The following is a 14059-nucleotide window of genomic DNA, read 5'->3' as shown; positions in this document are numbered from 1 at the left end:
GGGGTCACATCAACGTCAAAGCCCTGAGGCAGTCGCCTTGACAATCTGTACATTGAGGAATAATAGTGTCACTGCCACTAGAAAGAGTAACTAACGCAACATTTAACAGACTTTCTCGGTGTATATCAATATATCTATGTCCTCTAATATAGATCGGCGAACCTTTCTTACAACCGCTGGAAGTGCTGCAGCAGCAGCAACCCTTGCAGGGTGTTCAGGAAGCGACGATGGATCAGCAAGTGATGAGACGACAGAGACAGGAACGACGGGTGGTAATGAAGCTGAATCCGACCTGAGTGGAACGCTTGTATATGCCCGTGGTGACCATCCACAAAATTACGATCCACAGCAAACAACGAGTGGTGAAGTTGCCAAAGTTTCAAATCAAATCTACGACCAGTTAGTCGGCTTCACTCCTGGAAGCGGTGGACAACTTCGAGATGGGCTTGCAACAGAATATTCACTTGAGGGGACAACGGCGACACTAACGCTCCGTGAGGATGTTACATTTCACAATGGTGAATCATTTACTGCAGCTGATGTCCGCGCAACAATTCGCCGATTTACTGATAACGAGTATGAACATTATCTTGGCGATGAAAACAGATCAGGATATGGACCGTTTACTTTTGGTAATTGGGTAGATACAGTTGAAGCGACCGGAGAGTACGAGGTCACAATTGAACTCACGCAGCAATATGCACCGTTTTTGCGTAACCTCGCGATGTTTGCGGCTGCTATTCTCTCAAAATCACAAATCGAGTCACTCGATAATCAGGTACAACTCGGGACAGAGCCACAAGGAACCGGTGCCTTCGAGTTCTCGGAACTTGATAACAGCAACCAGCGGGTACTTCTTTCGGCTAACGCCGATTATTGGGGGAACGGACCAAATGTTGAACAAGTCGTGTTTAAGACCATTGGTCAGAACTCAACGCGAGTGCAGGATGTTATCAACGGAAGCTCACACATCACTGATAATCTTGATTCGCAATCTTCTCAACAACTTGAAAACGCCGGGTCCGCACGCCTCGCCTCAAAGAATGGAATCAACGTCGGCTATATGGCGATGAATCAATCCCGGCGTGAGGAGTTCCGAAGCCGGAAAGTCCGTCGAGCTGTTTCATATGCAGTTAATACACAAGCCATTGTCGACAGCATTTATCAGGGATTTGCAACGACAGCTGATCAGCCACTCCCACCAGACGTTCTTGGACATAATGAGGACCTCGAACCATATCCAACTGATAAGGATGAAGCTCGTCGTCTGCTTAACGAGGCTGGCTACGGTGATGGATTTGAGTTCGAGCTTGCCACGTTTTCAAATCCGCGTGGATACAACCCAAGTCCAGTCGAAACAGCAAACCAAGTCCGCTCAGATCTCGAAGAAATTGGGCTTACCGTTGAAATTAATCAGTTTTCGACATTCTCATCATATCTCAGCTACACAGATCAAGGGCGACATGACGCCTGTTTCCTCGGATGGTACACTGATAACGCAGATCCTGATAATTTCATGTACGTGTTGCTTGATCCGAAAGTCCCACTCGATGCCGTTCCAGACGGACAAAATTGGGTCAGCTTCGATACCGAAGGATATAGCCCACTAAACGTTGCTGGATGGGCACATTCTGAATATATGTCACTTGTCCGTGAGGCACAGCGAAGTTACGATGATGCGACACGTGAGGAGTTGTATGTCGAAGCAAATCGGATTGCACGTGAGGAGGCTCCATGGGTATTCATTGATTATGCACAAACACTTCGTGGCGTCAATGAGGCTGTTGTCTCCGATAGCTACACTGTCACATCCGTTGGTGGACCCTTCCTTAATACGGTTGAGTTGCAGTGAGCCATCTCGGAATATCGGTGCGATTGTGATATCCACGCTCAGTGTCTGTAACGAACATCATGATCCGTGATTTAATTTCGCACATACAAAATATCACATTAGATCTCTGCTGAATTCACCCACACACATTCGACTAACGATAATATGGTATCAAAACGGTTCCTCTTTCGACGTGTTCTGTTACTCGTGCCAGTTTTATTCGGTGTTGCAACGCTTGTGTTTTCAATTCTCCAACTTGCTCCTGGTGACCCAGCGCGAATTATTGTCGGTCAGCGCGCCTCCGCACAGCAAGTTGCACAGGTTCGGAGTGAACTCGGCCTTAATGACCCACTCTGGGTTCAGTACATCCGCTTTTTGATTGATGCAGCAACATTTGATTTCGGTCAGTCGTATAAAATCGCACAAGGGGAACCAGTTCAGAATGTCCTTGCTAGTCGACTTCCCGTGACACTTGAATTGGCGATTTATGGACAAATAACTGGTATTCTTCTTGGCATTCCGCTTGGTGTAATATCAGCCGTAAAACAGGACTCACTTACAGACCATCTCACCCGGGTTGGTGCACTCACTGGTATCTCTGTTCCGATCTTTTGGTCCGGACCACTGCTTATTCTATTATTTTCGACCTTTTTAGGTATCCTCCCCACAAGTGGACGTATTGGTTCAACTATCTTCCTCTCGGAGCAATGGTCATTATTCGGAATGGAGCTTCCGCTCACCGGGATGGTCACAATCGATACATTATTACTTGGTGAGTTTGATGCATTTATTTCAGCAGTAAGACATCTGTTATTACCGGTGCTTGTTCTTGGAATCTATCAGATGGCGTTGTTATCTCGGATGATGCGCTCATCAATGCTTGAAGTCGTCAGACAGGACTACATGCGGACGGCTCGGGCAAAAGGACAGGGCGCAAAAATAACGATCCTTAAACACGGATTTCAAAACGCGTTAATTCCGGTTGTAACAGTGATTGGCATTCAGTTCGGGACATTATTGGGCGGTGCAGTTCTCACTGAGACTGTGTTTGGAATTGGTGGTATTGGAACGATGCTTGTCAGTGCGATTGGCGCTTCCGACTATCCACTTGTTCAAGGGACAGTACTCACCTTTGCATTGCTTTTTACATTTGTCAATTTTGGTGTTGATATCACATACAGCTATCTTGATCCACGAATTGACCAATGATTTATTCAATACCATATCGTTGTCAACGCTTCACGATTCTGAACACGCACAATGAGTCACCCATAGCAATACGTTCAATATCTACTATCCAGTCGTCTTTGCGTTTATATGTACAGTCCTGCATACGAACATTCGACCCATCATAATCACCTATGGCAACTGATTCGCCGTCATCCGACGCTGACACACGAAGTTTCGCTGACCGATTACTGGCATCACCGTTTATATCCAGTCTGTTATCAAATCGACTTGCTATCGTCGGATTGAGCATTATTCTCGGCATCTTCACTATAGCCATCGTTGCGCGAGTTACATTCGATTTGAATATTTTGACTGGGTCTCGTCTTGGAAGCTCAATTCCGGATCGGCATCCACCCGGGTGGACTGGTCCGGCCGCGTGGAATCAATATCTTTTTGGAACTGATGTCGCTGCCCGAGATATATTTAAACGGACATTGTATGGATCATGGCTAGCACTAAAATTCGGTACTATCGCGGTTGGTGCCTCGACAGCACTAGGAGTTGGACTTGGAATCATCGCCGCGTACTATGGCGATGTCACCGATAATATCATCATGCGTACAATGGATATGCTTCTTGCATTTCCATCATTACTTCTTGCACTTGCGCTTGTCGCCATTTTTGGTGCTGGGCTCTGGAAAGCTGTCCTTGCACTCACACTTGTGTATACACCACGATTTGCACGCGTTGTTCGTGGTGCGGCACTTAAAGTGCTCGAAGATGAATATGTTGATGCAACGATTGCACTTGGTTCACACGATCCTCGAGTCCTCATTCGACATGTTCTCCCGAATTGTATTGCACCAATCACTGTCCAATCAACCCTGAACTTTGGACTTGCAATTATTGACCTCGCCGCACTGTCGTTCCTTGGGTTTGGTGCACAAGCAGGCGCTCCGTCATGGGGGCTGATGCTCTCTCGGGGAGTCGAGAATGGATTGCTCACAGGAAAGTGGTGGATGTCTTTCTTCCCGGGATTATTCCTCGCTATCACCGTGCTTGGATTTAATCTACTCGGTGATGGGATGCGTGATGCGCTTGACCCGCGAATGCGTGAGGCAATTGACTGACCGTAATGACCGGAATAATCATGACTCTGGTGTCTGAGAGATTAACTGGAATTAGGCGCTAACTCCCAGTTGAGCAGCAACGCAGCGGGCGAAGCGACCGAATAGCAAAGTAGACACGAGATACAATGCCGACAATAAGAAAAGATGTGTTTTATGATACTAAGCCAAATAAACCGCTGGGGTTCATCCCACGGATTGAACCGGATAGAGACTCGAACGCGGCGTGGAAGATCCTCTCCGGTGTGGTCTCGAAGATGTAGGTGTAGGAGTCGTTCACTCCGAACGAACGCCTGTGGATGTGGAAGCTGCGTTCCCTGCAGACACACATTTTGTGTCTGCAAAGCGCGTCGTACAAGCAGGAAGCCCTCTTCCCAAGAAGCGAACGTTCTCAGCCGTGAGCGAGTATGGTAGGGTAGTTCACGATCGACCAATGTTCTCGATACACTCTCTCGTTACTGTTCGAGGTCGAGTTGTTGGAACCGCACTGCTGGTTGGTTGTACGCTCGGTACTATTTCTGTCTCTATGAGTGCATATGTCATCGGTATCCCAACAGCTGCTGATACCGCTTTTCTTGTTGGGACACTTGCACTTGGGTTTGGAGCACTTGGGTGGTCAGCGTCAGTTATTGCTGGTCCAGGAATGAGAGCAATGCAGACGCATCTTGAAGCTCCGAGTGACTGGGATGAGGCTGATTCACGTCGGGCGATGGCTCGTATCAGCGGCTTTGGTATCGGTGTGATGACTGCCGCAATTATGGTTGGAATGCTTTTTGGATATACGTAACCGACATTATTATATTTTATTTGAGACTGCTGAGTTTCATTTATTGAATTATATGATATATGACTGGCAAATTGTTATAGAAAGTCCACTCACTGTATATCCTAAGAGTGGTATTTATTCACGGGGATTGCAATGATACAGATATGGATTCAGCTGAAGTCGAGGCGCAGATTGAATCGGAGATTCCAGACGCAACGGCAACCGTCTCATTACCGCGGACCCCGGATGAAAATCATGAAGACTCGCACTTTGCGGCAGTTATTGTATCACCTGCATTTGAAAATAAATCGCTTGTTGAACAACACGAGCTTGTCTATGACGCCCTTGGTGATGCAATGACGACCGAAATCCACGCACTCGAGATGAAGACATACACACCAGATGAATATGATCAGACGGCGTCCGTCGAGTGAAGTACTACGGGTGCGCTAATCCGTGTCTTCCGGGTTCGTACTCACTGCCCGGGGTGAAAGGGCAACGAATGTGGTTTCTTACACTCACCTTGTGCCAACGTTTCGTGTTGGCATAGCGTTGATGCTGATGAGTCCTGCGTCCAATATTCGTTGCCCATGTTAGTTATACAGAAAACAGGGTGAGTGACTCATAATGATTACTTCGAATAGTTTCACTGACGGTGTCGAATGACGCGGGTTCAGCGACTTCCATCGCCGACACGCATAATCACGGCGGTAAAGACTTGCACTAATCACTATCAGGGCTTGAATCTGAGTGTAGGTGTGACCCGAATGATTCGATTATAATGATGGTATTCATTTCATTCGACATATCCGTGAGCAGATAAGAAACTAATAGATATTTTATACATAGTGTTGAGGAACGACTGAATATCGACGGGTTTTACGCATTCGGCTTCCCTCGAAGCGACCGATGGCAGATGATTATCGAGTCGAACGAGATAGCCTTGGAGAGATACAAGTCCCAGCAGACGCTTACTGGGGTGCACAGACACAGCGGGCAATCGAGAATTTTCCGCTATCAGGGATTACATTCGGTCGACGGTTCATTCGTGCACTTGGAATCGTAAAGAAAGCAGCAGCGCAAGCAAACCGGGACCTTGATTTGATTGACGCTGACACCGCCGATGCGATTGTTGCAGCAGCGGATGAGGTCATCGCTGGAGAGTTTGATGATCAGTTTCCTGTCGATATCTTTCAGACCGGTTCGGGGACCTCCTCCAATATGAACGCAAATGAGGTTATTGCGAACCGTGCTGCTGAGATTCTTGATAAATCAATTGGTGAACGTGCTGTCCATCCAAATGATGATGTCAACTTCGGACAATCATCAAATGACGTTATTCCAACAGCGATGCATATTGCCGCAGATGAAGCAGTCACGAAAGATTTGCTTCCAGCCTTGGATACACTTGAATCAGAGCTTGCCTCACAAGCTGAAGCATTTGATGATGTGATTAAGACTGGTCGAACACACCTACAGGATGCAACACCAATCAGTCTTGGTCAGGAATTCGATGGATACAAAACGCAGATAAAAAAAGGAATCTCACGAGTTGAAACGGTCACTGACCATCTCAGTGAACTCGCACTCGGTGGGACCGCTGTTGGGACGGGACTAAACACTCACCCTGAGTTTCCGACACGAGCGACTGAATATATCAGCACTGAAACAACTATATCATTCCAACCAGCAGACAGTCATTTCGAAGCGCAAGCAGCACATGATGCAATGAGTGAAGCGCATGGTGCATTGCGGACAGTCGCGGGCTCATTGAATAAAATAGCCAATGATCTCCGGTTGCTTGCGTCGGGACCGCGCAATGGACTTGGTGAAATCGACCAGCCAGAAAACCAGCCAGGGAGCTCAATTATGCCTGGGAAAATTAATCCTGTTATCGCTGAAGCAGTTAATCAGGCACATAAACAGGTTGTTGGTAATGATGCTGCTGTTGCTGCGGGCGCTGCTGAGGGTCAAATCGATTTGAACCTGTATAAACCTGTTATTGCACACAACTTCTTGCAGTCAGCGATGTTACTCTCAAACGCATCAACCGTGTTCGCTGAGCGTTTTATTGCCAAGCTTGATGCAAATGAAGCAGTTTGTGAAACACAGGTTGATCAATCACTGGCGCTTGTTACAGCACTAAATCCAACGATTGGCTATGATAAGGCAAGTAAAGTCGCGAAAAAGGCACTGAAAGAGGATGCAACCGTTCGCGACGTTGTTATTGAGCAAGGGTATCTCTCACCAACAAAAGCCGATACCGTGCTTAACCCGGAGACGATGACGCACCGTGGAATCCTTGGTGAAAATGATGATCAAGCAGATAATGATGATACTGAGGATACGACGGATGCACAGTGATTGTTGGTCCATGAAAAGATACAAACTGATACTACACGGGAATATAACGTAATCAAAATAGCGAGAGTTTCAGGAGTCATTTGACTCGAAGCGATTCATGAATTTAAATTAGAAGCGAAAATATTCCAGGATATGTTAATTGGAGATCGCACAGTATGTTGTTATATGCTCACATAACACTATACAGCCGGAGACCGACGGATTAATATTGACTGTTTCATTCATCTCAGATATGCCTGCATTACAGTATGGACGCGAGACTGGACGGGATAAGTTAGAATGTCGGCGATGTGGAGCGCAGTTTCCTGAAGGTCAGGCAACTGATGACGGCTGGCACTATGTGTGCCCTGAGTGTGAAGAGGGACGTGGAATTGGCGATGGACTTCGTGTGTGTTGAATAGGTAATTTACACGATAACTGTTTAAAAAACACTACGTCGTGAGATAGCTCGGTGCACTTCTCTATTGAATGTATTCCTCCATTGAACCTTTTTTATTCCACCAGCGTGGATAGAAACATAATGACTGCCACCTCAGCTAACAGTGATGTGGACTCTGAAAAAACCACGACAGATGATGATACTGAGTATGATTACGCTGATCTTGGTCTAGTTGCCGGATTAGAGATTCATCAACAACTCAATACTGAGACAAAGCTGTTTTGTGAGTGTCCAACGCAGAGTCGTGACCCTGAGGCAGCGACCTATTCGTTCACTCGATATCTCCATCCAACAACAAGCGAACTTGGTGAACTTGATAAGGCGGCACTTGAGGAAAGTCAAGTCAAGCGCGAGTTTGAGTACCTTGGATACGATTCAACATGTCTTGTCGAAGCAGACGAAGAACCACCCCATCGACTCGATACAGAGGCTCAAAATGTTGCGCTTCAGATTGCTGATCTCCTTGAGATGGAACCGGTTGATCAAGCACATGTCATGCGAAAACTCGTAATTGATGGGTCAAATACGTCTGGATTTCAGCGCTCAACGCTTATTGCACAGGATGGTACAATCCAAACCGATGCTGGGGCGGTTGGGATTGAAGATCTCCTACTCGAAGAAGAATCCGCTCAGCGTATCGAAGAGCGCGATGGCGCTGTGACCTTCTCATTAGACCGACTTGGTATTCCGCTCGTTGAGATTGGTACACGCCCCGATATTGCAACCCCTGAGCAGGCACAAGATGCTGCCGAGCAGATTGGTATGTTACTCCGATCGACGGGGTCTGTCAAGCGTGGGCTTGGGACGATTCGACAAGATGTGAATGTCTCGATTGCTGAGGGAGCTCGTGTTGAAATTAAAGGTGTACAAGCGCTTGATCAGATTGATGAGATTGTCCGTCAAGAAGTCGCTCGACAGGTCGAACTCGTCGATATTCAAACGGAACTACTCCGTCGTGACGCAGATGTTGGTGAAATACAGGATGTTTCGACAGTGTTTACAGATACTGATTCGGGCGTAATTGCAAGCACACTTGCTGATGATGGAATGGTTGCTGCGGTACCACTATATGGATTTGACAGACTTGTCGGACGAGAGCTTCAACCAGATCGGCGACTCGGAACAGAACTCTCAGATCATGCTGGTCGCTATGGTGCTGGTGGGATATTCCATACGGATGAGCTTCCTGCATATGGTATTAGCGAATCTGAAATTAATTCACTTTATAATGCAGTTGATGCCGGCGAGAATGATGCTGTCGCATTAGTTGCTGCAGACCCTGAAACGGCTGAACAAGCAGCAGCGGCAGTCGCTGAGCGGGCGGCAGACGCCATATCTGGTGTTCCTGAAGAAACACGCGATGCAAATGATGATGGAACCACGCGATACCTCCGACCACTACCAGGAGCGGCACGTATGTATCCAGAAACTGATGTGCCGCCAGTAACATTCGATATCGGTGATATCGAGACTCCAGAGCTTCTAACCGAGCGCGTTGAACGCTATCAGTCTAAACTAAATCTTGACCCAGGGCTCGCAGAGCAGATTGCATATGGACGTCGAATGCCACTATTTGAGACTGCCGTTGATATGGGTATTGACCCGACCTTCGCTGCTAGTTTATTGACAGCCACACTTACTGAACTTCGTCGAGATGGGGTTGCAGTTGAGACCCTAACTGATGACCATCTTCTCTCCGTGATGCAACTTGTTTCAGCTGATGAACTTGCAAAAGAGGGCGTTGGACCGGTGATTACAAAACTCACAGAGGATCCAACCCGGTCGGCAGCGGACGCCGTCGAAGCAGCCGGACTTTCTGGCGTCTCTGAATCAGAGGTCCGTTCAGCCGTCATAGACGTTGTTGAACGAAATGCTGAGCAGGTTGATGAAGAAGGGATGGCTGCATTCTCAGCACTTATGGGCGAAGCAATGGGTGCACTTAGAGGCAAAGCCGACGGTGAGATTGTGAGTGATGTCCTCCGTGAGACAATCCAAAAACGAATGTAAGATACTTATTGGCTTAATTTGGGGTCAGCTAGCGATACAATGGGTGAATGTATGACTCAGATCAGGTATTATCACTATTTGTATTAGTCTCTACATCTGCATCTGTGCCTACGTCTGCACCTGCAGTCATTTCTGTGTCTTCATCCGCATTCATGAGATCTGCTGAATCTGATTGGTCACACAGTGAACCATCACTACTGGTTTGTGCCTCAGTCTCCTCATACCCTGATGATGTTGATTCAATAATCGCATTGATACTCTCCTCTGGAATTGATTCAACAGCAGTAGTATCGTCCATTTCATCCGTCTGATTTGACTCACCATATGATTGCTCTCCCAGGAGGATATTTGCTCGCCGAAACAGCCCAAGTAACGTCGAGATCTCTCGATTAGTTGGGTGTGCTCTGGCGATCAGTCGACGGAGCATTAGAGCTGTCTTTTCTCGTTTATGTTCACGCCCCTCAACAGAGTGAAGAAAATCCGTAAAGAATTCATAAAAGCGATCAATATCAGACTCATCAGCACGCTCACGCTCAACATCAGGAAGCTGTGTGTCTGTGAGTGTCAGTGATCGCAGTTCATATAATAGTACAGTTGCTGCCTGCCCAAGATTCAATACAGGATATGATTCATTTGCTGGGATTGAACACACCTCATCTAAGCTGGTCAACTCGTCGTTCGTGAGCCCAGTGCCTTCTCGTCCAAACACTAATGCAGTCTCTGTTTCGACAGTTTTGAGATCATCAGATATCTCAGCTGGGGTTTTATACGGAAATCGGACATGATGGCGACTATCTTCTGCGGTGATTGCCGTTGTCCCAATTGTATGATATTTATTGACGACAGCATCAAATGAGACTGTTTTTGCGTTTGGTAAAACATCTTCACGAGCATGCCCTGCAAACCCATATGCTTCACTTCCAGCCGGGATTGGTGGTGGGTCAACAAGTAATAACTCTGTCAGTCCGAAATTCTTCATCGCCCGAGCAATCGTTCCGATGTTTCCTGGCGTCTCTGGCTCGACGACGACAACAACAAAATTGTGTGCAGCTTCTGGCATTAATACGGTCTACGTTGTCGGATATTCACGGTTAATATCAAGACTGGACTCCTCATTAGTTGTATTGCCACTTCCATTCACCCATGAGATTTCACCCGTCCGAAGATCAATCCGTTTTCGCTTTCCGTCGTACTCTTGATTCAATCTCCGAGTTAGTTCATCAGCATCTGGTGGTGATGGAAGCGAGTCTGGGTCTGTGATAACATGCTCAATCCCATCATAATTGTCTGGAGATCGATTTCCATTCGTAAACCAATTAACAAATTCCGTCTGAACTCCATCTGTTCCAGCAGTGTCTGCACCGTCACCCTCACGGAACCAATAAAGGAAATCAGCCTCATGCTCTGCACATAATAGCACCTCCGCCATAGGTTCGCCGTAGACAATTGTCGCTTCGTTACATCGACGCTTTTGTTCATCGCCGTAGATGCAATGACATGCCATGCATGGTTCACCATGGAGATAGGTCAACCGAACAAGTCGTTGTCGCGTGTCATCGGGAATCTCAGCAAGTGGTCGGAATTCACCTTCCTCGGTGAATATCTCCGACTCCTCAAAACGCCACCCTTGGAGTCCAATACTGACCTTAGCCATCAAATAAATATAACGCATCCACAGATAAAAACAGCGTCAATTGCTCCGGGGCAAATCCAAAATATATCAGATATGAACCTCCAGGTCCTCACCTGATGAGATCGGAGGTTCTTATCTCTCTATCAGTGTGTCCCTCACGCACGTACGGAGATTCCAGACTCTGTAGTTCTTGTAAGGAATGGCTGAGAGTATATCACGTCTTAAGAGTGAATACTCAAGCACACCCAACGGTACCCAATTGAGCTTGCGAGTGAACACCACCTGATAGTGATTAGTGCAAGTCTTTACCGCCGTGATTATCCGTGTCGGTGATAGGAGCCGCTGAACCCGCGTCATTCGACACCGTCAGTGAAGTTATTCGAACTAATCACTATGAGACATGTAGTGAAATCTCAAATCGGTCTATCACTTCGACCGCAGAGGAAGACAGATATAGGTATGGGTGTGGGTATACCTATGCCATTCAATGGAACTTTGATATGCCTACACTCCACGATCGATAACGACTGGAGATAGTATCTGTTGCATAGTGTCTCATCTGTTGCAGATATCATAACAACTGATATGTGGCTACCATTCGAGATATAGGTATGCGATCAGTCGACGCGGCTGGATTGTCGATTGGTGATGAGTCTCCTCCACGAATTATGGGCGTTCTCAATATATCTAAGGAGTCACCATATGACCCAAGTGTCTTTGATGAACCAGATGCAGCAGCCACCTACGTTGATAGCGAATTGATTGATGAGGGTGCTGATATTGTTGATATCGGTCTTGAGTCTGCAAATAAGCGATTTGACGTCCTTTCTGCTGAGCAGGAACTCACTCGGCTTGAAACGGCTATTGAGGCAATAGAAAGCGTTTCTGGAGATGCCGTGTTCTCGATCGAAACCCGATATCATGAAGTTGCAGATGCAGCTCTTTCTCGAGGCTTTGATATGGTGAATGATATCTGTGGATTCGCTGATCCAAAGATGCCGGAAGTATGTTCAGAGTATGATGTCGCCGTTGGAAAGATGGCATCACCTCCCGATCTAACACGCCCAGGAGCAATTGAGAATGTCGATGATATCTATGAAGCGCTTGCGCAAAATGGCTTCACTGAAAAAACTATTATTGATCCTGCCTTTGGAGGATGGTCTGAAGAAAAGACACTTGCAGATGACCGTGAGACGTTTCAACGGCTTCGTGAGTTCCGCGGACTTGGTCGACCTATTCTTGTCTCTATTAACCGGAAAAACTTTCTCCGATCTATCGCTGACCGCTCAACTGAAGAGGCACTTTCGGTATCATTAGCGGCTACCTCACTCGCAGTTGAACGTGGTGCACACGTTATTCGAACGCATGATGTTGCGGAAACGCGCGACGCGGCGTTGATTGGAGATGCATTCACACCCGACCGTCCTTCACATCATCTCACCACTGATGATGACTCTCAGGTCACTGCTGAAGAACTCGATGTGACGACATCAGCGGAAGCGGGTCGTCATCTTGATCGACTCGGTATTAGTTCTATGAATGATATTACAGATAAGTCAATCATCCATACTCTCGAAATTGATGGCCTCTCACGATCTGCGGTTACCGAACTGAGCACTGTTACTGCAAAGTCAGATTCGGCTATCGTCACTGCGGTTGAATCCGAATCTGGGAGAGAAGCGAACTTAGACAGCGATTCTCAATCATCTGGTATCTTTCTTGCCGGGACGCCTGCTTCACTGGACGCAATCGCCACTACAGTCGATGACTCGGTATTAACAGAGATACTCACGAGTATCACACAACAGATCAGTCGGTGAGCATGACTGTATTAATGCGAATACAAACCCTGTGCACAATACGGCAATTACTGCTGTGTTGTACGAGAAAACTTATGCCACGGCGATGGAAACCAACATATCGGGTACTGGAGGGGCAGTCGGGTAGGGGTACTTGTTGCCACTCTGGTCCATATTTTTTGCATGGTGACCCATGTCTACCGTAGACTTTGGACTATCATTCGATGTATGGGAACCTATCTATGAGTCTATACTCACTGCCTTCGAGTATGACCGGGCAGCAGACCAGCAGGCTCGAGATATCCTTGCAACAGTATCATCATCATATTCATTTGATGAGGTAGGATTTCGTGGCGACACGGTCGCAATCGTTGGTGCGGCACCCTGTTTAGATGAGACAGTCGATAATGTTGCAGGCGTAGATCATGTTATTGCTGCATCGACCGCTGCGGATACTGTCCGCACAGCGGGATACGATGTTGATATGATGGTTACTGATCTTGATAAAAATCCAACCACTGCCCGGACATTGACGCATGAAGGGACCCCAGTTGCCGTGCACGCACATGGCGATAATATTGATGCAATTCGCGACTTTGTTCCAACATTCGCTGCAAATGCTGTAATCCCGACAACACAAGCAGCACCAATCAATGGAGTTAGTAATCCCGGTGGATTCACTGACGGTGACAGAGCAGCATTCCTTGCTGATGCACTGCATGCAGAATCACTCCGATTTGTCGGCTGGGACTTCGATGATCCGAGCGTGAACACACATAAAGCAGCAAAACTTGTATGGGCTGAACGATTGCTTGAATTGCTTGAGCGCCGGCGGAATGAGCAATTTACATTATTAGATAACCGTCGAAAGTCGATTGACCACATATCAATACCGACACGTTGAATCCGCTGTCACCCGTTGA

The 14059-nt window shown here is 47.1% G+C and carries 11 protein-coding genes and 2 pseudogenes; 11 read left to right on the top strand and 2 right to left on the bottom strand.

What is annotated here, in order from left to right:
• Positions 1 to 130 precede the first annotated feature (130 nt).
• The 9 genes and pseudogenes from HQRW_RS07885 to gatE all read left to right on the top strand — a co-directional run bounded on the left by HQRW_RS07885 (position 131) and on the right by gatE (position 9704).
• Positions 131 to 1852, top strand: coding sequence for an ABC transporter substrate-binding protein (locus HQRW_RS07885; RefSeq protein WP_049892279.1), 1722 nt, complete (start codon positions 131 to 133; stop codon positions 1850 to 1852).
• Between the two features lie 144 nt (positions 1853 to 1996).
• Positions 1997 to 3040, top strand: a complete 1044-nt coding sequence (locus HQRW_RS07880; RefSeq protein WP_011571710.1) for an ABC transporter permease — start codon at positions 1997 to 1999, stop codon at positions 3038 to 3040.
• Positions 3041 to 3192: 152 nt separating this feature from the next.
• A complete protein-coding gene (locus HQRW_RS07875) occupies positions 3193 to 4131 on the top strand; it encodes an ABC transporter permease (RefSeq protein ID WP_014556180.1) in 939 nt (312 codons plus the stop codon).
• Positions 4132 to 4328: 197 nt separating this feature from the next.
• Positions 4329 to 4534, top strand: a pseudogene (locus HQRW_RS15545) (RNA-guided endonuclease TnpB family protein); the annotation flags it as partial.
• A gap of 27 nt (positions 4535 to 4561) precedes the next feature.
• Entirely contained in the window at positions 4562 to 4915 is a 354-nt protein-coding gene (locus tag HQRW_RS17155) for a DUF7268 family protein (RefSeq protein ID WP_011571708.1), read from the top strand.
• A 143-nt stretch (positions 4916 to 5058) separates the two neighbouring features.
• The gene (locus HQRW_RS07865) at positions 5059 to 5328 is read left to right on the top strand and encodes a BolA family protein (protein WP_011571707.1); all 270 of its coding nucleotides are present in this window, start codon (positions 5059 to 5061) and stop codon (positions 5326 to 5328) included.
• Positions 5329 to 5803: 475 nt separating this feature from the next.
• On the top strand, positions 5804 to 7258 hold the full coding sequence (locus tag HQRW_RS07860) for a class II fumarate hydratase (RefSeq protein WP_014556179.1): 1455 nt from the start codon (positions 5804 to 5806) through the stop codon (positions 7256 to 7258).
• Between the two features lie 232 nt (positions 7259 to 7490).
• Positions 7491 to 7655 carry an HVO_2901 family zinc finger protein gene (locus tag HQRW_RS16125; RefSeq protein WP_014556178.1) on the top strand — a complete coding sequence of 55 codons (165 nt, stop codon included), beginning with the start codon at positions 7491 to 7493 and terminating at the stop codon, positions 7653 to 7655.
• A 123-nt stretch (positions 7656 to 7778) separates the two neighbouring features.
• The gene (gatE, locus tag HQRW_RS07850; RefSeq protein WP_014556177.1) at positions 7779 to 9704 is read left to right on the top strand and encodes a Glu-tRNA(Gln) amidotransferase subunit GatE; all 1926 of its coding nucleotides are present in this window, start codon (positions 7779 to 7781) and stop codon (positions 9702 to 9704) included.
• Between the two features lie 337 nt (positions 9705 to 10041).
• Here the strand turns inward: gatE and HQRW_RS07845 are convergent.
• Positions 10042 to 10764: pseudogene (locus HQRW_RS07845) on the bottom strand (RNA methyltransferase); the annotation flags it as partial.
• A 9-nt stretch (positions 10765 to 10773) separates the two neighbouring features.
• Positions 10774 to 11358 carry a hypothetical protein gene (locus HQRW_RS07840; protein WP_014556175.1) on the bottom strand — a complete coding sequence of 195 codons (585 nt, stop codon included), beginning with the start codon at positions 11356 to 11358 and terminating at the stop codon, positions 10774 to 10776.
• A gap of 590 nt (positions 11359 to 11948) precedes the next feature.
• On the opposite strand from HQRW_RS07840, the gene folP reads away from it, so the two are divergent.
• Both folP and HQRW_RS07830 read left to right on the top strand, forming a co-directional pair.
• On the top strand, positions 11949 to 13157 hold the full coding sequence (gene folP / locus HQRW_RS07835) for a dihydropteroate synthase (protein ID WP_014556174.1): 1209 nt from the start codon (positions 11949 to 11951) through the stop codon (positions 13155 to 13157).
• Positions 13158 to 13329: 172 nt separating this feature from the next.
• Positions 13330 to 14040: a 6-hydroxymethylpterin diphosphokinase MptE-like protein gene (locus HQRW_RS07830; RefSeq protein WP_014556173.1), complete on the top strand. Its 711-nt coding sequence runs from the start codon at positions 13330 to 13332 to the stop codon at positions 14038 to 14040.
• Positions 14041 to 14059: the final 19 nt, after the last annotated feature.

This window comes from Haloquadratum walsbyi C23 (assembly GCF_000237865.1).
GTDB classification, from domain to species: Archaea; Halobacteriota; Halobacteria; order Halobacteriales; family Haloferacaceae; genus Haloquadratum; species Haloquadratum walsbyi.
Note: the sequence above shows the minus strand (reverse complement) of the source record. Positions and strands in the feature narration are given on the sequence as shown.

Bases quoted from the DNA above. Each gene is read 5' to 3' on its own strand.
- gatE (WP_014556177.1), top strand. From the start codon at position 7,779: ATGACTGCCACCTCAGCTAACAGTGATGTGGACTCTGAAAAAACCACG.
- HQRW_RS16125 (WP_014556178.1), top strand. From the start codon at position 7,491: ATGCCTGCATTACAGTATGGACGCGAGACTGGACGGGATAAGTTAGAA.
- HQRW_RS07880 (WP_011571710.1), top strand. From the start codon at position 1,997: ATGGTATCAAAACGGTTCCTCTTTCGACGTGTTCTGTTACTCGTGCCA.
- HQRW_RS07865 (WP_011571707.1), top strand. From the start codon at position 5,059: ATGGATTCAGCTGAAGTCGAGGCGCAGATTGAATCGGAGATTCCAGAC.
- HQRW_RS07840 (WP_014556175.1), bottom strand. From the start codon at position 11,358: ATGGCTAAGGTCAGTATTGGACTCCAAGGGTGGCGTTTTGAGGAGTCG.
- HQRW_RS07860 (WP_014556179.1), top strand. From the start codon at position 5,804: ATGGCAGATGATTATCGAGTCGAACGAGATAGCCTTGGAGAGATACAA.
- HQRW_RS17155 (WP_011571708.1), top strand. From the start codon at position 4,562: ATGTTCTCGATACACTCTCTCGTTACTGTTCGAGGTCGAGTTGTTGGA.
- folP (WP_014556174.1), top strand. From the start codon at position 11,949: ATGCGATCAGTCGACGCGGCTGGATTGTCGATTGGTGATGAGTCTCCT.
- HQRW_RS07830 (WP_014556173.1), top strand. From the start codon at position 13,330: ATGTCTACCGTAGACTTTGGACTATCATTCGATGTATGGGAACCTATC.
- HQRW_RS07875 (WP_014556180.1), top strand. From the start codon at position 3,193: ATGGCAACTGATTCGCCGTCATCCGACGCTGACACACGAAGTTTCGCT.